Annotated in this window: 19 protein-coding genes; 4 read left to right on the plus strand and 15 right to left on the minus strand. The window is 69.7% G+C overall.

Going from position 1 to position 23,396, the window contains the following annotated elements:
- Positions 1–109: 109 nt before the first annotated feature.
- The 3 genes from J3S89_RS14170 to xylF form a co-directional block, all read right to left on the minus strand.
- Positions 110–1,276: a sugar ABC transporter permease gene (locus tag J3S89_RS14170; RefSeq protein WP_217928285.1), complete on the minus strand. Its 1,167-nt coding sequence runs from the start codon at positions 1,274–1,276 to the stop codon at positions 110–112.
- Between the two features lie 31 nt (positions 1,277–1,307).
- Positions 1,308–2,846, minus strand: a complete 1,539-nt coding sequence (locus J3S89_RS14175) for a xylose ABC transporter ATP-binding protein (protein WP_217928286.1) — start codon at positions 2,844–2,846, stop codon at positions 1,308–1,310.
- 164 nt (positions 2,847–3,010) lie between these two features.
- Positions 3,011–4,021 (minus strand): D-xylose ABC transporter substrate-binding protein, encoded by a 1,011-nt coding sequence (xylF, locus tag J3S89_RS14180; RefSeq protein ID WP_217928287.1) that lies wholly within the window; start codon positions 4,019–4,021, stop codon positions 3,011–3,013.
- Positions 4,022–4,625: 604 nt separating this feature from the next.
- On the opposite strand from xylF, the gene J3S89_RS14185 reads away from it, so the two are divergent.
- Positions 4,626–5,636: a hypothetical protein gene (locus J3S89_RS14185; RefSeq protein WP_217928288.1), complete on the plus strand. Its 1,011-nt coding sequence runs from the start codon at positions 4,626–4,628 to the stop codon at positions 5,634–5,636.
- Between the two features lie 88 nt (positions 5,637–5,724).
- Here the strand turns inward: J3S89_RS14185 and J3S89_RS14190 are convergent, their stop codons facing one another.
- The 12 genes from J3S89_RS14190 to hemP form a co-directional block, all read right to left on the minus strand.
- Positions 5,725–7,308: a caspase family protein gene (locus J3S89_RS14190; protein WP_217928289.1), complete on the minus strand. Its 1,584-nt coding sequence runs from the start codon at positions 7,306–7,308 to the stop codon at positions 5,725–5,727.
- Positions 7,309–7,484: 176 nt separating this feature from the next.
- Positions 7,485–8,474: a hypothetical protein gene (locus J3S89_RS14195; protein ID WP_217928290.1), complete on the minus strand. Its 990-nt coding sequence runs from the start codon at positions 8,472–8,474 to the stop codon at positions 7,485–7,487.
- Positions 8,475–8,591: 117 nt separating this feature from the next.
- A complete protein-coding gene (locus J3S89_RS14200; protein ID WP_217928291.1) occupies positions 8,592–9,263 on the minus strand; it encodes an OmpA family protein in 672 nt (223 codons plus the stop codon).
- A 166-nt stretch (positions 9,264–9,429) separates the two neighbouring features.
- On the minus strand, positions 9,430–10,881 hold the full coding sequence (locus J3S89_RS14205; protein WP_217928292.1) for a DUF4384 domain-containing protein: 1,452 nt from the start codon (positions 10,879–10,881) through the stop codon (positions 9,430–9,432).
- 34 nt (positions 10,882–10,915) lie between these two features.
- A complete protein-coding gene (locus J3S89_RS14210) occupies positions 10,916–12,250 on the minus strand; it encodes a hypothetical protein (protein ID WP_217928293.1) in 1,335 nt (444 codons plus the stop codon).
- Between the two features lie 59 nt (positions 12,251–12,309).
- On the minus strand, positions 12,310–13,392 hold the full coding sequence (locus J3S89_RS14215; protein ID WP_217928294.1) for an alpha-hydroxy acid oxidase: 1,083 nt from the start codon (positions 13,390–13,392) through the stop codon (positions 12,310–12,312).
- Positions 13,389–14,201, minus strand: a complete 813-nt coding sequence (locus J3S89_RS14220) for an energy transducer TonB (protein WP_217928295.1) — start codon at positions 14,199–14,201, stop codon at positions 13,389–13,391. Before J3S89_RS14220 ends, J3S89_RS14215 begins: the two co-directional genes overlap by 4 nt.
- The gene (gene exbD / locus J3S89_RS14225) at positions 14,198–14,674 is read right to left on the minus strand and encodes a TonB system transport protein ExbD (RefSeq protein ID WP_217928296.1); all 477 of its coding nucleotides are present in this window, start codon (positions 14,672–14,674) and stop codon (positions 14,198–14,200) included. Before exbD ends, J3S89_RS14220 begins: the two co-directional genes overlap by 4 nt.
- 5 nt (positions 14,675–14,679) lie before the next feature.
- Positions 14,680–15,456: a tonB-system energizer ExbB gene (exbB, locus tag J3S89_RS14230; RefSeq protein ID WP_217928297.1), complete on the minus strand. Its 777-nt coding sequence runs from the start codon at positions 15,454–15,456 to the stop codon at positions 14,680–14,682.
- Positions 15,457–15,464: 8 nt separating this feature from the next.
- Entirely contained in the window at positions 15,465–16,148 is a 684-nt protein-coding gene (locus J3S89_RS14235; RefSeq protein ID WP_217928298.1) for a Fe2+-dependent dioxygenase, read from the minus strand.
- A 68-nt stretch (positions 16,149–16,216) separates the two neighbouring features.
- On the minus strand, positions 16,217–18,568 hold the full coding sequence (locus J3S89_RS14240; protein WP_217928299.1) for a TonB-dependent siderophore receptor: 2,352 nt from the start codon (positions 18,566–18,568) through the stop codon (positions 16,217–16,219).
- Positions 18,569–18,911: 343 nt separating this feature from the next.
- Positions 18,912–19,064, minus strand: a complete 153-nt coding sequence (hemP, locus tag J3S89_RS14245) for a hemin uptake protein HemP (protein ID WP_217928300.1) — start codon at positions 19,062–19,064, stop codon at positions 18,912–18,914.
- Between the two features lie 521 nt (positions 19,065–19,585).
- Between hemP and J3S89_RS14250 the strand changes: the two genes are divergently transcribed.
- The 3 genes from J3S89_RS14250 to J3S89_RS14260 are packed head-to-tail and all read left to right on the plus strand — an operon-like array spanning position 19,586 to position 23,384.
- On the plus strand, positions 19,586–20,590 hold the full coding sequence (locus J3S89_RS14250; protein ID WP_217928302.1) for an extracellular solute-binding protein: 1,005 nt from the start codon (positions 19,586–19,588) through the stop codon (positions 20,588–20,590).
- Positions 20,587–22,323, plus strand: coding sequence for an ABC transporter permease (locus J3S89_RS14255; protein WP_217928304.1), 1,737 nt, complete (start codon positions 20,587–20,589; stop codon positions 22,321–22,323). The genes J3S89_RS14250 and J3S89_RS14255 overlap by 4 nt, the downstream gene beginning before the upstream one ends.
- The gene (locus J3S89_RS14260; RefSeq protein ID WP_217928306.1) at positions 22,320–23,384 is read left to right on the plus strand and encodes an ABC transporter ATP-binding protein; all 1,065 of its coding nucleotides are present in this window, start codon (positions 22,320–22,322) and stop codon (positions 23,382–23,384) included. Before J3S89_RS14255 ends, J3S89_RS14260 begins: the two co-directional genes overlap by 4 nt.
- The last annotated feature ends 12 nt before the right edge of the window (positions 23,385–23,396 follow it).

Raw genomic sequence — 23,396 nt, forward strand, 5'->3', positions numbered from 1 at the left:
GGGGCCGGTTCCCACGAGAAAAACACCCCCCGACCGGGGCGGTCGGGGGGTGGCGAGGTTTCCGTCGCGGGAGGCGCCGGAGGATCTCGGCGGGTGTCGCCCGAGGGTCTCAGCGGGTGTTGCCGGAGGAGACGATGTCCATCCACACGGCCAGCACCAGGATCACGCCCTTGACGATCTGCTGCCAGAAGGTCTCGACGCCGAGCATCGACATGCCGTTGTCGAGGCTCGCCATGATCACCGCGCCGACCAGCGCGCCGGCGACCGAGCCGATGCCGCCGCGCATCGAGGTGCCGCCGATGAAGCAGGAGGCGATGGCGTCGAGTTCGCCGCCGAAGCCGGCCGAGGGCGTGCCGGCGGCGAGGCGGGCGGTGGTGGTGAGGCCGGCGAGGGCGCACATCAGGCCCATCAGACCGAAGACCAGCATCTTCACCAGATTGACGTCGACGCCGGAGAGGCGCGTCGCCTCGAGGTTGGAGCCGACCGCGTAGATGCGGCGGCCGAACACGGTCTTGTTGCCGACGATGGTGAAGATGCCGAGGATCACCAGCAGGATCAGCACCGGCACCGGCACGCCCTGATAGCTGTTCAAGGTGACGACGAAGCCGAGGATGACCGCGCCGATCGCCACCAGACGGGCGACTTCCGCCGCCATGGAGGAGACGGGCAGCCCATGCTTCTGACGCCCGGCCCGGGTGCGGAAGGCCGTCACCACCAGGAGCACGAAGAGGATGGCGGCGAGACCGTCGCCGAGGCCGCCGGGCAGATAGCCCTGGCCGATGACCTTCAGCTCCTCCGACGCCGGGGCCACGGTGATGCCGCCGGTGAGCCCGAGGACGGCGCCACGGAACACCAGCATGCCGCCGAGGGTGACGATGAAGGAGGGGATGCCCTGATAGGCGGTGAGCCAGCCGACGCCGAGGCCGATGACGATGCCGAGCAGGATCACGACCGCGATCGTCCCGGCCAGCGGCCAGTGGTAGATCACGTCGAGCACCGCCGCGATGCCGCCGAGGAGGCCGAGCAGCGAGCCGACCGACAGGTCGATCTCGCCGGCGACGATGACGAACACCATCGCGCTCGCCAACATGCCGGTGATCGCCATCTGGCGCAGCAGGTTGGAGAAGTTGCGCGCCGTCAGGAACTGGGAGCCACCGAGATCGGCATCATAGGTCATGAAGCCGAAGAAGGCCCAGATCACCGCGATGACGATGAGAAGGGCGACGATCTTGTAGGAGGAGAGGAACGTCCTCAGGTCTTTTCTCGTCAGGGTCATGGTTCGTCTTCCGACCAGGGTTCGCGCGCGATCAGGCGGCATCCCGTGTTTGTTTGCCGAGAGCGGCGGCGAGGATCTGTTCCTGGCTGAGGCCGGTGTTGGGGAAGTCGCCGCGCAGGCGGCCCTCGCCCATCACCAGGACGCGGTCGGAGATGCCGAGCACCTCGGGCAGTTCCGAGGAGATCATCAGCACCGCCACGCCCTGTTTCGCCAGTTCGAAGATCAGTTTGTAGATCTCGTATTTGGCGCCGACGTCGACGCCGCGGGTCGGCTCGTCGAGGATCAGGACGCGCGGACCCGGCAGCAGCATCTTGGCGACCACCGCCTTCTGCTGATTGCCGCCGGAGAGCGAGGCGATCGGCAGGAGGGGCTGGGCGGTCTTGATCCGCATGCGGTCGATCTCGTTGCGGATCACCGCCATTTCGTCCTCGGCGTCGATCAGGCCGAAGCGGGTGTAGTTGCGCAGCACCGACAGGGTGATGTTGTGGCCGACCCCCATCAGGGGCACGATGCCGTGGCGCTTGCGGTCCTCCGGCACCATGCAGATGCCCTGGCGCACGGCCTGGAGGGGCGAGTGGACGCGAACCTCCTTGCCGTCGAGCAGGATGGCGCCGGTGTGCTCGCCGCGCCAACAGCCGAAGAGATGAGAGGCGAGTTCGGTGCGGCCGGCGCCGACGAGACCGGCGACGCCGAGGATCTCGCCGCGCCGCAGAGTGAAGGAGACGTCGTCGACCAGCTTGCGCTCGGTGTTGGTGGTGTCCCAGACGGTGACGTTGCGCGCCTCGAAGATCACCTCGCCGATGTCGTGGTCCTCGCGCGGGAAGAGGTTCTTCATCTCGCGGCCGACCATCATGGTGATGATCTTGTCGGTGGTGAGCTCGGCCATCGGATGGGTCGCCACATGGGTGCCGTCGCGGATGACGGTGACCGTGTCGGCGATCTCGGCGACCTCGTCGAGTTTGTGGGAGATGTAGACGCAGGCCATGCCGCGCGCCTTGAACTCGGCGACGAGGTCGAGCAGCGTGCGGGTCTCCGAGGAGGTCAGCGCCGAGGTCGGCTCGTCGAGGATCAGCAGCTTGGCGTTCTTGTTCAGCGCCTTGGCGATCTCGATCAGCTGCTGCTTGCCGCCCGAATAGGCCATCACCGGCAGGGCGACGTTGATGTCCGGCATCTTCAGCTGGATCATCAGCTCGGCGGCGCGGGCGTTCATCGCGTCGTAGTCGATCAGGCCGCCGAAGGTGGTCGGCTCGGAGCCGAGGAAGATGTTCTCGGCGACCGAGAGATGCGGCACCATCATCAGTTCCTGATGGATGATGACGATACCGGCCTCCTCGGTCTCGCGGATGTTGCGGGCCTTCAGCTCCGCGCCCTCCCACAGGATCGTGCCGGTCCAGGAGCCGGGCGGATAGACCGCGGAGAGGACCTTCATCAGCGTCGACTTGCCGGCGCCGTTCTCGCCACAGAGGCCGACGCATTCGCCCGGGCGGACCTTCAGGTCGATGCCGTCGATCGCCTTGACGCCGGAGAATTCCTTGGTGATGCCACGCATCTCGAGCAGATAATCGGCCATCGTCTGTCCCTCGAGGCGGCCCTGGGACCGCGGGCTGCCGGTCGCTCGTCGTCCGGGGCGGGGCGCGTCCCGGTGGGCGGGGCGCATCCGCCGGAGACGGACGCGGCCCGCGGATCCGAACGTCCCGCGGTCACGCCGAGGCGCGACCCGCGGGACCGGGACGGTCACTTACCGTCGACCTGTTCCTTGGTGTAGAAGCCGTCGGTGACGACCAGATCCACGTTGTCCTTGGTGAGGGCGACCGGGGTCAGGAGGAGGCTCTCGACCTGCTTCTTGCCGTTGTCGAGCTTGGCGTTGAAGGCGGGCTTCTCCTTGCGGACCATCTGCACCGTCAGCTTGGCCGCCTCGGTGGCGATCAGCTTCAGGGGCTTGTAGACGGTCACGGTCTGGGTTCCGGCCTTGACGCGCTTGATCGCGGCGAGGTCGGCGTCCTGGCCGGAGATCGCCACCTTGCCGGCGAGACCTTGGGCGGCGAGCGCCTGGATCGCGCCACCGGCGGTGCCGTCGTTGGAGGCGACGACGGCGTCGATCTTGTTCTGGTTGGCGGTGAGCGCGTTCTCCATGATCGACAGAGCCTCGGTCGGGCTCCATTCCTTCACCCACTGCGAGCCGATGATCTTGATCTTGCCGGCGTCGACGGCGGGCTTCAGGGCCTTCTCCTGGCCGGCGCGCAGGAGCTTGGCGTTGTTGTCGGTGGGCGAGCCGCCGAGCATGTAGTAGCGGCCGGTCGGCTGAGCCTTCAGCACGGCCTCGGCCTGGAGATAGCCGACGCGCTCGTTGTCGAAGGAGATGTAGGCGTCGACGTCGGCGTTGAGGATCAGGCGGTCGTAGGAGAGCACCTTGATGCCGGCCTTGTGGGCCTCCTCGACGACGGCGGAGAAGACCTTGGAGTTCATCGGCACGATGACGATCGCGTCGACCTTCTGGGCGATCAGATTCTCGATCTGACGGACCTGCTTCTCCTCGTTGCCGTCGGCGGACTGAACGGAGACCGTGGCGCCGAGCTCCTTGGCGGCGGCCATGAAGTAGTCGCGGTCGCGCGCCCAGCGCTCCACGCGCAGGTCGTCGATGGAGAAGCCGATCACGGGAGCCGCCTCGCTGGCGCTCGCCATCGAGAGGGGCAGGCATACGGTCAGAGCCGTGAGAGAGCCGGCCAGCACATGCAGCAGTTTCATCTCGTAGATCCTCCTGATCGCCCTCTCCTGGAGGGCAGGTCCGCCGTTGGCCGGCGGGTTCCTCATGTCTTCCGCGCGTCCGACGGACGTCGGGATCCCCGGAAGCGAAACCGGGCGGTCGGTCGACGGGCGACGCGGCCTCGGTTCGGTGTCCGTTACGCAGGCGCCAGTTTCATCAAATTTCTGAGGTGCGCAACTCAAATCAATGCTGCGCCGCCCACCTCATTTCTTGCTGCACTGCGCTCAAGTAAGGGTTTTTACGATGGTTTTTTCTTTCAGGGGGATGAGTGCCGGTACGAGGTGCGCGGCCGGCGGGGGGGCGGAGTGGTCGTCGGCCGGGTCGGGAGCGGTCATGCCGCGCGCGTCGGGGGCGTGGTCTTTCGATGTGGTCTCGCGTGATCTACGTAGGTCTCGTGATGGTCTTCCGCTTCGTTTCGCGGTAGTTTTTCGAGACGACGTGAAGAAGAAAGATCGTGCGGCGAAGCGTTCCGATCGAAGTGACATGTCGGAATTCGGGCGCCGGGTCGATCTTCGAAAGGAGCGGGCGATGACGATCGGGGCATGGCGGCCGGATCGGAGGGCCGTTCTTCGCGGTGGTCTCGTGATGTCGGCCTGTTTCGGCGTGGCGCCGGTCCTCTCGCGGCGGGCGATCGCCGCCGGCCGGCCGAGGGCGTATGTCGCCTCGGGCGCGGGCGCATTGTCGCTGTTGGACGATCCGGACTATCGGCGCGTCTTCGAGAGCATCTTTTCCGGGCTCGACGCGCGATTCGCCGCGGCACCCTCTTCGGAGGCTCTGCTCGAGGGGATGATGGCGGCGGACGTCGTCTATCTCAGCGTCCACAGCAATTCACAGGTGATCGGCACCGATCAGGGACGGCTGGTCTCGATCGGCGACATCGTCCGGCGTCGCCGTGTCGTCGGACGGGGCCCGCGCCTCGTCGTCATCGCCGGGTGCCTCACCCTCGACAACCAGACCCGCACGACGCTGCCGCGCGCCTTCGGCGTGGAGGAGGGTGCGAGCGGGGCGGCCTATATCGGCTTTTCCACGACGATCGTCGGCAAGAACGTCGACGCCTTCTTCCGGATCTTCTTCTCGCTGTGGCTGAAGCCGGCGAAGGGCGGGACCCACCGCACCCTCGAGGCGGCCCGCAGCGAGGCGATCGACTTCATCGAGGCGCGGATCGTCGACAATGCCGCGATAAAGGCGCAGGGCAACACCGATGCCGGCAAGATGATGGGCTTCGCGGCGGGCGTGCCCAACGTCGGGCGGAAGATGGTGATCGTCGGCGATTCCGGTCTGCGCCTCACCGATCTCGACCGTCCGTTCACCGTCGCGCCGAGCGACGGCGGCGCGGCCGGGACGACCGCCGGTTCCTCGTCCTCCCCGACGCCGTCGACCTCGGGTGCTCCGAGCCCGTCGACGTCCGGGGGCGTCCCCGCGAACGCGGGTTCCTCCGGTGCGTCGGGCGGCGGTGGATCGTGGACGCCCTCCGGCGGTTCGTCGTGGTCGCCGGGCGGCGGCGGGCAGGCGCCGGGAACATCGGGATCTTCGGGAGCGGCTGGGCCGGCCGGCGGCGGCGATGCCGATGCCATCAACGACATGCTGAAACGCTGAAGCCGCACCGTCCCGCGACGGTCGCGGGTCTCGCGTGAGGGTCACGCCGCACGGGGCTCGGGGCGCGGTGCGGGGGCCTCGTCGGGGATCATCGGCGCGGCGAGAGGATCATCGCGCCGCGCAGATCGTCGACGGCGCGGGGGCTCTGCTGGCCGCCGGTCGCCTTCTCGACATCGAGACGAATCCTGCGATGGAGGACCGAGATGTCCTCGCCGGGGGTCGGCAACATGCGCAGCAGGGCGTCGGTATAGACCGAGACGTCACCGACGCCGGTCTGGGCGGTCCTGCCCTCGTCGGCGGCGAAGCCGATGAACTGGCCGGGGGCGAGGTTCTCCCGGGGCACCACGGCGAGGCCCTTGGTCTGGCCGCCGACGCTCTTGTAGAAGGTCTTGGCCATGCTCTCCTCGACGATCGGGTTGTCGCGGCAGGCATCGACGAAGGCGAGCACCGTCTTCGCACCGCCGGCGGCATTGATGTATTTCTGGAGATCGACGGCGCGACCGTCGATGTCGAGCGCGGCCTGGGGATCGTCGAAACGGGCGTCGGTCGGAAGCAGGTAGTTGTGGCCGTTCACCTGGACGCCGTGGCCGGAGAAGTAGAAGAGGGCAACGTCGGCGCCCTTGGCCTGATCGTAGAGGGTGGCGAGATCGGCGGTCATCGCCGAGCGGGCGAGGTCGGTGCCGACGGTCACCTCGAAGCCGAGGCCGCGCAACATCACCGCCATGCGGGTCGCATCGCGGACCGGGGTCTGCAACTTCGGCACGCCGACATAGGCGCCGTTGCCGATCACCAGGGCGACGCGGCGGCCGGCCGGCGGCGGGGGCGGGGCGGCCTCGTCGCGATCCTTGGCCGGGGACGCGGTCGCGCCTTGGGAGAGTTTCAACTGCTCGAGCTTCAGCCGCTCGATCTCGGCCTGGAGCTTCAGGCGCTCGAGTTCGGCGGTGGAGCGGGGCGTGGTCGGGGTCTCGGAGGTCGGCGGCGGGGCCGGCTCGGGGGGCTTCGCGGCGGTGGCGACGGGGGGCGAGGGCGTCGTGCCGACGGACTGCGCCGCGACCAGGGATTTCGACAGGCGCGTGACCATCTCGGAGGCCGCCTTCGACAGGTTGCGCGGATGGGAGATCACCAGGAAGGTGAAGACCGATCGGTCGGCGGCGAGATGGACGCGGATATAGACGCCGTGGCCGTCGTGGATGCCGGAGAGGACGAAATTGTCGGGGAAGCTGCGGTCGTAGTCGAAATTCGCCCCGTTCATGCCGGCGCGGGTGCGCGAGCGCATGGTGGCGAGATCGAGCCCGCCGGGATTGGGCCGCGCGTAGACGCGGACGTCGATGCGGCGGTCGCGCGAGCGCAGGGCGAGGGCGTCGGCATCGGAGGCGGCCGGATCGGGGACGAGATCGTCGGGCACGTCGATGGCGAAGCGGTAGCGCGGACTCTCCCAGCGCCGCCAATTCACCTCCGAAACGCCCGGCGAGGGCTCGGTTCGCTCCGGCGCGGGATCGGGCTGCATCGGGACGAAGTGCGAGCCCGATCCGCCGGCGCTCGAACCGCCGGGCAGGACGAAGCGATCGCCCGCGGCGGCGGGCGCCGCGCCGAGAAGCGCGAGGGCGAGCGCGAGGGCGAGGACCCCGCCGAGGCGCGCGCGGTGTCGACGGGTGAGGTCGTGTGCCGGCATGGTCGCGCGCCTCCTTCTTCCTCGCGACGGGATTCCTTCGCGACCGGCGTCCTTCGCGAGGGGCGTGTCGGGGACGGCCCGAGGGCCGTGCGGCGGGGGCGCGGATGGCGTCCCCGCCGGAGTCTCACGCGGGATCGGTCTCGCAGGGAGAGTGGCGAGACCGATCGCTTGACCCGTCAACGGGTCTGCGGGGCGGCGATCTTGTCGAGCTCGAAGCGATTGGCGCGCATCGAGATCCGCGCCTGGAGACCCATCTGCTCCATCGTCATGTGGAGATTGCGCTCGAGACGAGCGGAGTCTATGCAGGACTCGTACCAGTATTCGGCGTAGCGCATCTGCGAGCGGATCGGCCGATAGTGGTCATAGCCCTTGAAGGCGGTCAGGTATTCCTGGATCCGCATCACTTCCTGACTTTCGAACCCGCGCAGGACGATCGTATAGGCCGTGGTCATGCCGGTGCAGTCGCTGGGCGGGCCAGCCGGGGTGGCGATCGGCGCGGGCGCGGTCGGGACGACCACGGGCGCGGGTTCCACCGCCGGGTTGGTGATCGGGCCGGGGCGGGCCGGCGACAGGGCGGCGAGCTTCTGGGCGAGAACCGCGCCGACGTCGTGGGCGATCTGCTTGGCCTGACCGCCGATGTGCTCGAGGGCGCACTCGCGGTTGCAGTTGGGCGGCAGCGGCGGCAGGTCGCGCGGACCGTAGGCGACCTCGAAATTGCCGAGCCCGAGGCCGGTCTGCACCTGCAGCATACGGCCGGGGATGCGGATGTTCAGATCCATGATGTCGGCGTAGTTGTTGCGCTGCACCGAGGCGTAGATCTGGAAGATCACGATCGCGTCGATCGGCGGGGTCTGCACGCGCTGGGCGACCGAGATCACCTCGGCGTCGACCCGGCGGATGCGGCCGGGATTGGTGATGCCCATGGAGACCGCGGTCTCGTCGTAGACGCGGAAGCCCAATTGACCCATTTCCGACTGGATCGCCTGGAGGACGCGGTTGAAGACCCGCGAATTGCGCGGAACCGTGTCCTCGTCGGCGTCCTCGCCGACCACCAGGAGGTTGGGTTGTTCGCCGGCGAGCACCTTGCCGCCGGGAAGGCTCATGACCGCGAGGCCGATCGCCAGGGCCGTGGCGGCTGTCTTGAGGAGGGTCGACCAAGTCGTCATGACAATCTCCCTGTCTTCGAGAAGTCCCGCCGTGCGCGGCGGTGAGGGGAGACCTCCCGCCGTAGGAGGCGGTGAGGGGGGAGGACGTCCGCCGCGTGCGGCGGTCGGGGGAGGGGGTCACCAACGGATGGTGGGCTTGCCGTCGGGACCGGGTCTCGGGTCGGTGCCGCCGTCGGGCCCACGGCGGCGCGCCACGGGCAAGATCAGGATCACCTCGACGCGTCGATTGATCGCGGCGGCCGGCTCGTCCGGACGTTTCAAGCGGCGGTCGCCGAAGCCCACCGCCCTCAGCCGGTCGGGATCGATCGGGAAGGCGCTCACGAGATGGTCGCGCACCGCGTGGGCGCGGCGGCGGGAGAGATCGAGGTTGTAGCCGGGATCGCCGACCGCGTCGGTGTGTCCGGCGACGAGATAGCGATAGGGGGTGAGATCGCGCGAGGCGAGCGCGCGGCCGAGCGGCCTGAGGTCGGCCCGGGCCCGCGGCGTCAAGGCGGCGCTGTCGAACTGGAAATAGACCTCGAGATCGACGGTGCGGGAGGGGACCACGACGATGGTCTCGCCCTCGATGTCCGGCTCGACGCGGGTGCCGCCGTAATATTCGGGCGGCGGCGGCCGGTCGGCGTCGAAGCGCTGGTCGTAGCCCCCGGTCGGGGCCTGCCCACGGATCGGCGCGAGGGAGCGGATGATCGCATTGATCTCCGCCTCGCCGGCCGCTGCCGCTTCCGTCGGCCAGCCGGCGCCGGCGAGCATCGCCGCGAAGAGGAGCTCTCTCCTGTCGAAACGGACCATGGCTCCCTCCTTTCGGGTGAGAAGGTCTTCGCGGCGCTCGCGCGTCCCAATGTTTCTCTGTTTTTTCGCGATGTCGTTGACCTGGAGCAAGTTCGAGAAAAAAGCGGAGTCTCGAACGGGCGATCATTGGTATTTCAGAGGGCGAAATCTCAGACTTCCGCCGCGATCAGGGCGCGACACTGATCGTCACCTCGGCCGAGCCGGCCTCGACGTCGAGGAGACGGGCGAAGGCGAGATCGAGACCGGCGGCATCGAGGCCGGGGACGGGGCCGAGCGGGTCGGGGAAGAAGGCGGTGGGGAGATCCTTGCGGACGTCGCGGCTGGTGGCGTAGCAGCGGACGAATTCCTCGCCGGTGGTGTCGGCGTTGAAGACGAAGCGGAACGGGTCGAGCTTCGGATCCGGCAGCGACTGGGGGGTCCCGGCGGCGAGATGGTTGGCGTCGGGCGTGCGGCGATAGGGATTGGGCAGCACGGTCGACACGGTGCCGGCGGAATCGACGTAGAAGCACCAGATCCAGGCGTCGCGGCTCGAGCGGGCGACGAGGGTGAGTTCCTCGCCGGGCCGATAGATCGGCGTGCGGCCGCGCGGGCTCGTCAGGCGGAAGGCGAAGGGGCCGTGGCCGAGGTCGTCGGCGCCGATCCCGGGATTGGTCGGGCGCAGCTCGAGGCCCGCGAAGTCCTGAAGACGGATGCGTCCGGCCCAGGCGTGGGTGGCGCCGTCGCCGCGCCGCAGGGTGAGTTTCAGATCGACGGCATTGCCGCGCAGCCAATAGCGGCCGGTCAGATCGTAGATCGGTTCGGCGGTTTCGGCCGGGGCGGCGCCGTCGCCGGTCGGATCGAGCACCTTGAGGGCGCGGCCGGAGACCGGATTGGCCACTTCGCCGGTCAGGGCGGAGATCAGGCGATCGCGCAGGTAGCGCCCGGCGGGCGGCTGGGCGGCGGTGTCCTGATAGAAGAAACCGCCGAGCCGCACCGTGCGCAGATCGGCGATGTCGAGGGCGAAGCGGTGGGCGGCGCGGTTGATCGCCGCGTCCATCGTGGTGGCGAGATCGGCGAGATCGCCGACCAGATAGACCTCGGGCACCACCACCGGCCGGGTCAGGGCGAGGGTGCGACCGCTGGCGCGCTCGATGCCGCGCAGCGTCAGGACGATCTTGCCGTCCTGGCCGTAGATCTGCGGCATGACCACGACGTCGACCTTGCGATTGGCCTCCTCGAGCGCGGCGACGGGATTGCCGCCGCTCTTCTGCAGCGCTCCGGTCCGGTCGAGATGGGTGATCACCGCGCCGATGGCGGTGCCGTCGAGGACGTCGAGGCAGGGGAGGCGGCGGCCGACGAGGCGGGCGACGATCTCGTCGTAGACCCGCTGCGCGCTCTTGGCCTGAACCGGCACGCGATCCGCGTCGAAGGGCCAGATGCCGATGCTCTTGCGGGCGCCGAAGAGGCAGGAGCCCTGGCCGATCTCGCCGTCGAGCAGTTGCTCGACGGCGGTGGTGATCGGGTCGACCGGCGGCGGTGTGGGGGCTTGGGCGGGGGACTGGGCGAGGGCGCCGGACGCGACGGCGAGGACCAGCGCCAGGGCGGTCGGAAGCGCGAGAAACCGGCTCCTCCTCGTCATGGGCGTCTGACCTCCGATCTCGGGGCGCGGCGCCTCAGGGCGTCGCCCGCCAGGTGCCGCTCGCCTTGTCGAGGCCACCTGCTCCGGTCCACGTCCCCGAGGCCGAACCCTTGGTGAAGCGTCCGTCGAGGTGACCGGAGAAGGCGACGCCCTTGTTCCAATGCACGGTGCCGCTCATGTTGGCGCCGAAGGTTCCCTGGGCGTCGATGGCGCCGGAGAAGCTGCCGGTGACGCCGTCGCCCTTGACGGAGCCGCTGATGGTGCCGTGCACGACCGCGCCGGAGACGGTGATCGACATCGAGCCCGAGGCGCCGCCGCCGGAGAAGGTGCCGCGCCACGCCCCTTGCAGATCCGCCTGGGTCGGCAGGGTCGAGGGGCTCATGACGCCGAGGCCGTTGATCGGTTCCTTGCCGATCAGCTTGCCCTGAGGATCGTACTGCAGGGTGTAGCCACCGACGACGTTGCCTTGGGCGTCCTTGGTGTAGATCAGCTTCGTCGTGCCGTTCTTGTCGGTGACCCGTCCGACCTCGTAGTCGCCGGGGCCGTTGGTCGGCGGCGTCGGCGCCGAGGTGTTGGAGAAGGGCTCCTTCGAAATCAGATTGCCCTGGGGATCGTAGTGCTCGATCCAGCCGCCGGTGATGTTGCCTTGGGCGTCGCGGGTATTGAAGACCTTGGAGGTGCCGTTCTTGCCGGTGACGTAGCCGCCCTCGGTGGTGCCGGCGGTCGGCGCCGGGGTCGGCGGCGGAGTGTTGGAGAAGGGCTCCTTCGAGATCAGCTTGCCCTGAGCGTCGTAGTGCTCGATCCAGCCGCCGGTGATGTTGCCCTGGGCGTCGCGGGTGTTGAAGACCTTGGAGGTGCCGTTCTTGTCGGTGAGGTAACCGCCCTCGGTGGTGCCGGCGGTCGGCGCCGGGGTCGGCGGCGGGGTGTTGGAGAAGGGCTCCTTGGCGATCAGCTTGCCCTGCGCGTCGTAGTGCTCGATCCATCCGCCGGTGATGTTGCCTTGGGCGTCGCGGGTGTTGAAGACCTTGGACGTCCCGTGCTTGTCGGTGAGGTAGCCACCCTCGGAGGTGGTGCCCCCGGACGAGGAGGACGGCGAAGGCGCGGGGGAGGGCGCGGCGGCGGGGGCGTTCTTGAAGGGGTCCCAGCCCGAGCCGGCGCCGCCGGAGGAGGGCGACGTCGAGCCGCCGCCGCTCGCGCCGCTGCCGCCGGTCGCGCCACCCGCGCCGCCGCTTCCCGAACTCGGGGCGGGCTGCTTCAGCCAGTCGTTGCCGTCGGATCCGCCCGCCGATTGCGCGAGCGCGAGACCAGTCGATCCGGCGAGCAGGAGGAAGACCGTCACGGAGACGGACAGAGAGCGAATGGCGTCCATGGCGACACCTCGTCATCTCGAAGGCGGTATTTCCAGTTTATGTCTCCGTCGAGCGAACTTCATTGATCTCGCGCATCGGATCGGCGGGGCGGGCCGGCGAGAGCCAGGGTGATCGCCCATTCGTCGATCAGGGTGCGCAGCGCGTGCGCGACGCCGAGCGGGCCGCCGACGGCGAGCGCCTCGATCAACGGACGGCCGACCATCACCGCGTCGGCGCCCCGCGAAAGCGCCACGTGGACGTCGCCGCCGCGCCGGACGCCGCCGTCGAGGAGGATCGTCGGGCGATCGCCGAGCCGGTCGCGGATCGGCGCGAGCCGGTCGAGCGCGGCCGGGGCGAGATCGAGCACGCGGCCGCCGTGGTTGGAGACGATCACGCCGGCGGCGCCGAGATCGATCGCCCGGGCGGCGTCCTCGACGTCGAGGATGCCCTTCAGGAGCACCGGCAGGCGGGTCCGCGCGACGATGTGGGCGACGTCGCTCCAGGTCGGCCTCCGGGCGAGGAGGGCGGCGAGCGATCCGTCGCCGCCGTCCGCCGGCGCGTCGCGCAGATTGGCCGGGGCGAGGGGCGCCGGCAGGCGAAAGCCGGCGCGCTGCTCGACGTTGCGCACGCCGAAGACGGGCGCGTCGACGGTGATCACCAGCGCCGCGTAGCCGGCCGCCTCGGCGCGGGCGACGAGGGCGTCGGTGAAGCCGCGATCGGGCTGGACGTAGAGCTGGAACCACTGGGTGCCGCCGTCGGCGGCCTCGGCGATCGCCTCGAGCGACAGGGTGGAGAGGGTCGAGGCGACGAGGATCGTGTCGACCGCGCTCGCCGCCATCGCCGTCGCCCGTTCGGCGAGCGGATGGAAGAGGCCCTGATGGGCGACCGGGGCGACCAGGATCGGCGCGGCGATCGACCGTCCGAACAGGGTCGCGGCCGGGGCCGGATCCTGATCGAGCAGTAGGCGCGGCACGATCTCGGCGGCGAGAAAGGCGTCGCGGTTGCGTCGCGCGGTGACCCCGTCGCAGGCATGGCCGGCGAGATAGGCGTGGGCCTCCGGGGCGAGCCGCGCGCGGGCGAGCGGCGCCCAATCCTCGAGCGAGACGACGCCCGGCGGAACCGCGCCGAAGTCGGAGGGACCGAGGTCTCCGGCCGCCGTCACGACTTCAACCGGAAGCGGATCGGCACGACCACGTCGACGTGATCGGCGAGGAAATTGGCGGGCATGGCCGGCAGGGGCGCGGCGCGGTCGATCAGATCGAGGGCGGCGCCGTCGAGGACGGCGGAGCCGGCGGTGCGATGGAGACGGCGGGCGACGACGCGGCCGTCGCGTCCGACCGTCACCGCCACCAGCACCTCGCCTTCGGCGCCGGAGGCGCGCGCCTCGCGCGGGTAGCGCTTGTGGCGGCCGAGATGGGCCATGACGGCCTTGGCCCAGGAGGCGGGCGTCGGCGGGGCCTCGCGGACGCTGCCCTCGCTCGGCGCGGCGGTGGTGGCGGCGGTCTGCTCGACCGGCGAGGGGGCGGCGGCGGAGGCGGAGGCGGCGCTGTCGGCGGCGGCCTGCGACGGGGCCATCTCCTCGGTCGTCTGTTGCTCGGCCGACTCCTCGGTGCGCTCGAGCGTCTTCTTCTCGGCGAGGAGGAGATCGGGATCGTCGGGCTTGCGGGGCGAGGCGTCGGTCTCCGGCAGATCGTCCTCGCCGGCGGCGGAGAGCGACTTCTTGACCTCGGGGGTCGACTGGGAGGCCTGCGACTCGCTCGCCTCGGCGACGCTGTCGCTGGTCTCGGCGGTCTCGGTCACGTCGGCGAATTCGACCACCATCTGCAGGCCGACGTCCTCCCACACCTTCTCGTTCGGGGTGAAGGCGACGAAGGTCGCGGCGGCCGGGGCGGCGTGGAGGAGGAGGGCGGCGAGGGATCCGGCGATCCAGCGGCCGCGGGTGGCGGGGTCGCGCAGGCGATCGTGGGTCATGGGCCTTCTCCCGGCGCGGTGGAGGCGGTGACGGGCGCGGCGGTGGCGGGGACCGAGCCGCCCTCCATGCCGACCAGGGCGATCTTCAGATGACCGGAGGCGCGCAGCATGTTCATCAGCCGCGTCACCTCGCCATAGGGCACCGACTTGTCGGCGCGGACGAAGACGCGCTTGTCGAAATCGTACTTCGTGGCGCGCCCCATCTCGAGCTCGAAGGCCTCCGCCGCGACCGGGGTCTCGCCGATCAGGACGGAGAGGTCCGCCTTCATGGTGACGAAGACCGGCTTGTCGGGGCGCGGCTCCGGCTTGGCGGTGGAGACCGGCAGGTCGACCGGCGCGTCCACCGTGGAGAGCGGCGCGGCGACCATGAAGATGATCAGGAGCACCAGCATCACGTCGATGAAGGGGGTGACGTTGATCTCGCTCATCTCGCCGAGATCGTCGCCGCCACCGGGGAGAAGTCCGCCCGCCATCGCCGTCACTCCGCCGCGCGGACGGCGCCGACCCGACCGCCGCGGTCGAGTTCGCGCGAGAGGATGCGGCGCACGGCGGCGCCGGCGTCGGCGACGGCGTTGCGATAGAGGCCGATCGAGCGGACGAGGCGGTTGTAGAGCACGACCGCCGGGATCGCCGCGACGAGGCCGATGGCGGTGGCGAACAGCGCCTCGGCGATGCCGGGGGCGACGACGGCGAGATTGGTCGACTGCGACTTCGCGATGCCGACGAAGCTGTTCATGATGCCCCAGACCGTGCCGAACAGGCCGACGAAGGGGGCGGTCGAGCCGACCGTGCCGACGAGGCCGACGCCGCTCGACATGGTCTGCGCCACCGCCGCCTCGATCCGGGCGAGATGGGAGGCGACGCGCGCCTCGAGACCGGCTCGGTCGACGTCGGGGCCGGACAGGTCGATCTCGCGGGCGACGGCGTCGAGCATGGCGCGGCCGGGGCCGTGATCGCGGCCGAAGGCGGCGGAGGCCTCGGCCAGACGCGGCGCGCGGGTCAGGGCCTCGATCGTCTCCTCGACGTGGCGGTTGGCGGCGCGCAACTCGAACATCTTGGCGACGAAGATCGTCCAGGAGAGGAGCGAGGCGAGGGCGAGCACGCCCATCACCGACTTCACCACCCAATCGGCGCCGAGGAACATGGCGACGGGCGACAGGTCGGCGGCGGGGCCGGCCGCCGAGGCGGAACCGGCGAGGGCGGAGACGAGAGAGGCGACGGCGACGAAGAGGCCGAGGCGGGGAAATCTGAACATGGGGTGCCTCACGTCTCGGCCCAGCGGCGCACGAGGTTGTGGTAGACGAAGGAGAGGCGGACGGCGTGGGGATCGCCCTCGCCGTCGCGCAGTCTCAGGTCCTGGATGGTCTGATCGAGATCGAAGAGGAGGGTGCGCTCGCCCTCGTCGCGGATCATGCTCTGGATCCAGAAGAACGAGGCGATCCGCTCGCCCGAACGCACCGGCGCCACTTCGTGGAGCGAGGTCGAGGGATAGACCACGGCATGGCCGGCCGGCAGCTTGACGCTCTGGGCGCCGAAGGGCGTCTCGATCGTCAGTTCGCCGCCCTCGTAGTCGTCCGGGTCGGACAGGAACACGGTGGCGGAGACGTCGGCGCGGATGCGGGTCGGGTCGCTGGGGGCGTTGCGCACGGCGTTGTCGACGTGAATGCCGAAGGATTCGCCCGGGCCATAGGCGTTGAACATCGGCGGTAGGATCCGGAGCGGCAGCGTCGCCGACAGGAAGGTCGGATCGCGATGGAGCGCGGCGAGGATCTCCGCGCCGATCTCGACCGCGTCGCGGCCGGTCGGATCGAGCTGGCGGTTGTTCTTCACCGTCGCCGAGATCGGCCCGGCGGTGGCGCGCCCGTCGATCCAGGTCGCGGCGGCGAGCCGGCTCCGGCACCGGGCGAGCGTCTGCGGGTCGAGGAGATCGGGGATGGTGATCAACATGGCGCAATCCGGCGGCGACCCGAGCCCGAGCGAGGCCGGGGGAGCCCGGCGCCGCTCGGATCGGTGGGTCAATATTTCACGTTGAGCGAGAGGTATCCGACCCGGCCGGGCTGGATGTGGGCGTATTGCGCGGCGTTCTCGTAGGGCGTCTCGAAGAGAACCGTGTCGAAGACGTTGTTGATGTTGCCGCGCAGGGTGACGTTCGGCCGAACCTTCCACTCCGCCATCAGATCGAAGCGCCAGCCGGCCGGGACCGACCAGGTCGCCTCGGCGAGAGTGCCGCCGTAGACGCGGCTCTTGTAGGTCGCGCCGGCGCCGAGGGTGAGGCCGTCGAGCACCTCGTATTTGGTGAGGACGTTGAAAGTCTCGTGGGCGTTGCGGCCGAGCCGCTTGCCGACGTTGGCGGCGACCGCCGACTTCGTCACCTCGCTGTCCATGAAGACGGCGCCGCCGAAGAGGCTCCAGCGGTCGGTGATCTTGCCGGCGACGTTGAACTCGACGCCCTGGACGACATAGGCGCCGCCGTCGGACCACACGGTGGTGCTGCCGGAGCGGACCGACTCGCGTGCATTGTCCTTTTCGGTGCGGAAGAGGGCGGCGGAGGCGAGCAGGCGATTGCCGAAGAGCTGCCACTTGGTGCCGATCTCGTAGGAGGTGTTCTTCTCCGGGGCGAGGGCGGAGGTGGTGGCGTCGATGCCGCCGTAGGAGGCGTTGGTCACGTCCAGCTCGGCGCCGATCGGGTTGGCCGAGGTGCCGTAGGCGGCGTAGAGCGTGGCATTGTCCCAGAACTTCCAGGTCAGCGCGGCGTTCCAGTTGAGCAGCGTGTCGTGGCGGGAGATGCCGCCGGTGCGCTCGACCTCGAAGTCGTCGACGCGGGCGCCGAGGTCGAGCCGCCAGCGGTCGGTCAGATCGATGGCGTCGCTCAGATAAAGGCTCTTGGTGTCGATCGAGACGGTGGTCTCGTTCGGGTTCGACGTGTAGGTCGTCGCCGGGTCGAGGTTGGAGAAATCGAAGTCGAAGATGTTCGAATAGGACCAGTAGGTCACGCCCTCGGCGTTGGTGCAGGTCGACGTCGAGCCGGTCGAGCCGATCGAGCAGAGCTTGGAGCCGACCACCATGTGTTCGCGCATCATCTCGAAACCGGCGACGAAGGTGTGTTTCACGCCCCAGGTGTCGGCGTGGAACTCGACGTCGTTGGTCATCGCCAGACTGTCGTTGCGGCGGACGTGAGACGTCGTCGAGGAGCGACCGGAGAAGAGGCCGGTGACCGGATCGAAGCTCGCGGCGCCGGGCTTCGCCAGCACCATGTCGTAATCCGACGAGCCGAAGCGCAGGCGGTTGGTCCACTTGGCGCCGTCGCCGAGCATCACCTCGGTCTTGGCGGAGACGATGTCCTGCTTGTAGTGGAGGTAGTCGCGCTTGGCCAAGCCGAAGTAGGCGCCGCGCGAGAGACCGTATTCGGTCATCGGCTTGCCGTCGTACATCGGCACGCCGTAGTCGGGGAGCTGGTCGATGTCGACGTGATACCAGTCGACCGTGGTCTTGAAGGTCTCGTTCGGCCGCCAGGTGGCGGCGAGGAGGCCGCCCCAACGATCGTCGCGGCCCTGATCGCGGCCGGCGACCTCGGCCTTCTGCCACATTCCGTTCGCACGCAGGGCGAAGGTCTCGTCGATCTTCTTGTTGACGTCGATGTCGATGCGGCGGGTCGCGTCGGTGCCGAGGGTGGTGGTCGCCTCGTAGTGATCGGCGAAGAAGGGCTTCTTGGTCTCGATGGCGACGGCGCCGCCGGCGCTGCCGCGTCCGGCGACCGTGCCGGAGGGACCTTTGAGGATCTCGATCTGTTCGGTCGCGAAATTCTCGCGCACGGCGACGCCGCTGTCGCGCTGGCCGTCGACGAAGACGTCGTTGCGGGCGTCGAAGCCGCGAATGAAGATGCGGTCGCCGAAGGGATTGCCGCCCTCGCCGGAGCCGAGCGTGATGCCGGCGGTGGTGCGCACCAGTTCACGGAACGAGGTCGCGGCCTTGTCCTCCATCACCTCCTTGGGGATGGCGACGACGGTGCGCGGGGTCTCGGCGAGCGGACGCACCAGCTTCGAGGAGGCGGAGCGGTCGATCTTGTAGGGCGCGCCCGGGGCGGCGTTGGGATTGGTCCCGCCCTCGCCGGGAACGGGAGCGGTCGCGACCGGGGCGACCGTCTCGCTCGCGGCCGGCGTGGCGGCGGCCGACTCGTCCGGACGCGCCGTGGTCGGCGAGGCGCGGCGCGGCGCGGCCTTGCGGGGGCGGGCGGGCTTCCTCACGTCCTTTTCCGCCTCGACGGTCAGGGCCGGCAGTTCGGTCGGCGCGGTCTGCGCCTCGGCCGAGCCGCCGAAGGCGACGATCGTGGCGACGGCCATCGGCACCACCAGCTCAGATCGCTTCACGACCTGTGACACGGTCCGACGATCCCGCAGCGACGCGGGCGTGACGATACTCTTCGACATGATTTCGATGCCCCTTGCGGCGACCGGCGGTCGCCTTCCCCAAATCCAACGAGCGAGCCTCCGTTTCGGACGGGGGCTCGGTGATCGGCTCGTTCGTGGGTGGCCGGATCGCTCCGTGAGGCTGCCTGGATCAAGCTATGATAATGCTAATCATTCGCAAATATGACGTCAAGGACGAAATTTCCCGCTTCGGGTGGCGTGTCCTTGATTTCGTTCGTCTTCTCCGCGCTTCGCGGGAGGTCCCGGTGTTCGGCCGCCGTCGTGGCGCGCCGGCGAGGGGCGGTCACTTGGTCAGGATGAGGCGATTCTGCGCGGTGATTCTGAGCCGATAGATCTGGCCTTCGTGGCGGATGTGCGCCTCGCGCTCGGTGCCGACGAGGGTCTCGATCGGCCACAGGAGCGGTTTCTTCTGCTGGGGAGCCTGTTCTGTCTGCATCGCGCCTTTCTCTCTCGACGGAGGAGCCGGCCGGCCCGAGCGGCCGGAGGAGATCGTCGGATTGCTAACGCAACTGCGAATCAATCTCAATAACTGTCGATCCGATGGGGTCGAGGCTGGAGGGAGACGGGGGAGACGGGGACGCGGGGCGATGGATCGCGAGGGGCGCGATCCGGTGCGCTCGGCAGTGGTCGGGGTCCGGCCGGCGTGTTCGGACCTGTCCGGGCGGGAAGGGCGCGTCGGTGCGTCGCTTCCGTCGGGTCGTAAGCCATCGATCGAGAAAGCGGCGCATCGGTCTCGCATGAGGCCCGGCGGGCGCATGGCGCCGGTCGGGTGGCCTGGGGGGATCGGCGCGAGGGCGGGGTCGACCCGTGGCGTGCCGGCCGGCGCGTATGCGGACATCGCCGTTCGTGATCCCGGCCGGTGCGTGCGAGGCCGGACATGGGGTCGAAAGGCATGCAATTGACAATCAGTCGCAAAGTATGTTTGAGGAGGAGGGTCATCATCAGGAAAGGTCGAGCATGTTCAAACCGGGTCTTCTCGTTCTCGCCGCCCTCGTCGCGTCTCCCGCCGCCGCCGAGGAGGTCAACGTCTACACCACCCGTGAACCCGGCCTGTTCGCGCCGCTCGCCAAGGCCTTCACCGAGAAGACCGGGATCAAGGTCAACACCGTCTTCGTCAAGGACGGGCTCGCCGAGCGCGTGGCGGCGGAAGGCGAGGCCTCGCCCGCCGACCTGCTCATGACCGTCGACGTCGGCAATCTCGTCGATCTCGTCGAGAAGGGGGTGACGCGGCCGATCACCTCGCCGTCGGTCGCCGCCGCCGTGCCGGCCAATCTCCGGGCGGCCGACGGGTCGTGGACCGCGCTGTCGATGCGCGCGCGTCTGGTGTGGGCCGACAAGGCGTTGAAGCTGAAGTCGATCACCTATGCCGATCTGGCCGATCCGAAGTGGAAGGGGCAGATCTGCATCCGCTCGGGCCAGCACCCCTACAACACCGCGCTGATCGCCGCGACGATCGCCCACGAAGGGCCGGAGAAGACCAAGGCCTGGCTCGCCGGGGTGAAGGCCAATCTCGCCAAGAAGCCCTCCGGCGGCGATCGCGACGTCGCCCGCGACATTCTCGGCGGCCTGTGCAAGATCGGCGTCGGCAACTCCTACTATGTCGGCCTGATGCGCTCGGGCAAGGGCGGGCCGGCCCAGAAGACCTGGGGCGACGGCGTCGACGTCCTGCTGCCGACCTTCGCCGGCGGCGGCACCCATGTGAACATCACCGGCGCGGCGGTCGCCAAGAACGCGCCCCACGCGGCGGCGGCGGAAAAGCTCGTCGACTATCTCGTCTCGCCCGAGGGGCAGGCGATCTACGCCGAGCAGAACTTCGAATATCCGGTCAACCGCGCCGCCACCGTCCATCCGACCATCGCCGGCCTCGGCGCGCTCGCGGTCGACGGCGTCTCGATCGCCGAGGTCGCGAGCCGGCGCAAGGCGGCGAGCCTTCTCGTCGACGAGGTCGGGTTCGATCAATGACGTCGGTCGTCATCGCGGATCACGGCTCCGGCTCGACCGCGACGGGCGCGCCTCCCCCGCGCGTCCGCCGCGTCGGGTCGACCTTCGACGGGTTTCTCGGCCTCGGTCTCGTGGCGGGCGCGGCGGCGCTCGCGCCCGTCGTCGCCCTGGCGGTGATCGCCGCCGGGGGCGACGGCGGGCTCTGGCGTCATCTCTTCACCTCGGTCGTGCCGCGCGCCACCTGGGAGACGTCGATCCTGGTCCTCGGGGTCGCCGTCTTCGTGATGGTGGTGGGCACCGGCACGGCGTGGCTGGTGGCGGTGCACGATTTTCCCGGGCGGCGGCTGCTCGAGGTGCTGCTCCTGCTGCCGCTCGCCTTTCCGATCTACGTGCTGGCCTATTCCTGGCTCGATCTGTTGCATCCGGTCGGGGCGTTCCAGACCGAATTGCGGGCGCTCCTCGGGATCGCCCGTCCGGCCGATCTGCGGCTGCCGGACCTGCGCACGCTGCCGGGGGCGGTGCTGATCTTCGGTCTCGGCCTCTACCCTTACGTCTATGTGGCGGTGCGCACGGTGTTCCTGGCGCAGACGGCGGCCCTGGTCGAGGCGGCGCGGATGCTCGGCGCGAGCCGGAAGCGGATCTTCTTCCGCGTCGCGCTGCCGCTCGCGCGCCCGGCGATCGCCGCCGGCACGGCGCTGGCGATCATGGAGACGCTCAACGACGTCGGCGCGGCCGAGTTCCTCTCGGTCAACACGTTGACGGCGGCGGTCTATTCGACCTGGGTCAATCGCGGCGATCTCTCCGGCGCGGCGCAGATCGCGCTGGCGATGTTGGTGTTCGTGTCGACGCTGTTCCTGTTCGAGCGGCTCGGACGCGGCGCGCGCGGCTACGCGGTGGTCGGACGGGCGGTCCGGCCGATGAACCCGATCCGGGTGGAGGGCCTCGCCGGGTTCGGCCTCTTCGCGCTCGGGGCGCTGCCGGCGGTGCTCGGTTTCGTCGTTCCGGCGCTGCATCTCCTGCGGCAGGCGCAGGAGCGGCTCGCCTTCGCCGGTTTCGCCGACGAGATCCTGGTGGAGACGCTCAACACCGTCTCGGTGGCGGTGGCGGCGACGCTGGTGGCGCTCGTCGTCGGTCTGCCGATGGTCTCGGGGCGGCGGCTCAATCCGGGATCGCGGCTCCACACGGCGCTGCTGCGGATCTCGACGATCGGCTACGCGGTGCCCGGCACGGTGCTGGCGATCGGGCTCCTGGCGGTCTACGGCGGGGTGGACGCGGTGATCCGGGCGGCGCGCGGGGCGCTCGGCGGGGCGCCTTCGGGGCTCTTCCTCTCCGCCTCCTTCGCCGGTCTGGTGATCGCGCTGACGCTGCGGTTCTTCCGCCTCTCGGCGTCCAAGATCGAGACCGGGCTCGAGCGGATCTCGCCCTCGCTCGATCAATCGGCGCGGACGCTCGGGCGCAGCCCCTTCGCGGTGATGTGGGAGATCCATCTGCCGCTCATGACGCCGACGCTCGCGGGCGCGGCGCTGCTGCTCTTCGTCGACTGCATGAAGGAACTGCCGGCGACGCTGCTCTTGAGACCCATGGGGTTCGAGACGCTCTCGACCCATCTCTACGGCGAGGCGGCGCGCGGCACCTACGAGAACGGGGCGCTCGCCGCCTGCCTGATCGTCGCCTTCGGCCTGTTGCCGATCATCCTGATGACCCGGATCGGCCGCCGCGCCACGATCCCCGCCGCCGAAGGAGCGCCGTCGTGACGTCCTCATCCGTTCCGGCTCTCGCCTTCGACGACGTCCATCACGCCTATGGCGCGACGCGGGCCTTGCGGGGGGTGTCGCTCTCGATCCTCCCCGGCGAGGTGGTCGCCCTTCTCGGTCCGTCCGGCTGCGGCAAGACCTCGCTGTTGCGGATCGCCGCCGGGCTCGAACGGCCGCTCGCCGGAACCGTCGTCATGAACGGGCGGATGCTCGCCGGACCGGGCGTCATGGAGCCGCCGGAGCGGCGCGGCATCGGCATGATGTTCCAGGACTACGCCCTCTTTCCCCATCTCGACGTCGCCACCAACGTCGGCTTCGGTCTCGCCGGGCGGGCGCGGGGCGAGATCGAGGCGATCGTCGCCGATCTCCTTTCTCGGGTCGGGCTCGCCGATCGTGGCCGCGCCTATCCGCACATGCTCTCCGGCGGCGAGCAGCAGCGGGTGGCGCTGGCGCGGGCCTTGGCGCCCGATCCTGCGATCCTGCTGATGGACGAGCCCTTCTCCAATCTCGACCAACGCCTCCGCCGGGGCATGCGCGAGGAGACGACCGCGCTGCTGCGTGCCGGCGGGGCGGCGGCGATGATGGTCACCCACGATCCCGACGACGCGCTCGCGGTCGCCGATCGCATCGCCCTGATGCGGGCCGGGCGGATCGTCCAGGTGGGGACGCCGGAAGAGGTCCATCGCGCGCCGGTCGATCGCTGGGTCGCGGCCTTCTTCGCCGATCTCGAGGAGGTGCCGGCGACGGTCGACGGCGGCCGGGCGGAGACGCCGCTCGGCTCCTTCGCGGCGCCGGGGCTCGCCGACGGGCCGGCGCTCGTCTGCATCCGGCGCGACGCCTTCGATCTCGACGCGGAGGAGCCGGTGTTCGCGGCCCGGGTGCTCGCCACCCGCTTCCTCGGCGAGCGGCGGATGGTCACACTGGCGATCGAGGGATGGGAGCGGCCCGTCGACATCCACACCGATCCGCGCCGGCCGGTCGAGGTCGGCGCCCGCGTCGGCATCGGCCTCGATCGCGACGAGGTCTTCGTCTTCGGCCCCGAGCCCGACGCCGCCGCGTGATCCCTTCCGTCG

Origin of the sequence: Pinisolibacter aquiterrae (genome assembly GCF_019160155.1) — a bacterium.
Classification (GTDB): Bacteria; Pseudomonadota; Alphaproteobacteria; order Rhizobiales; family Ancalomicrobiaceae; genus Pinisolibacter; species Pinisolibacter aquiterrae.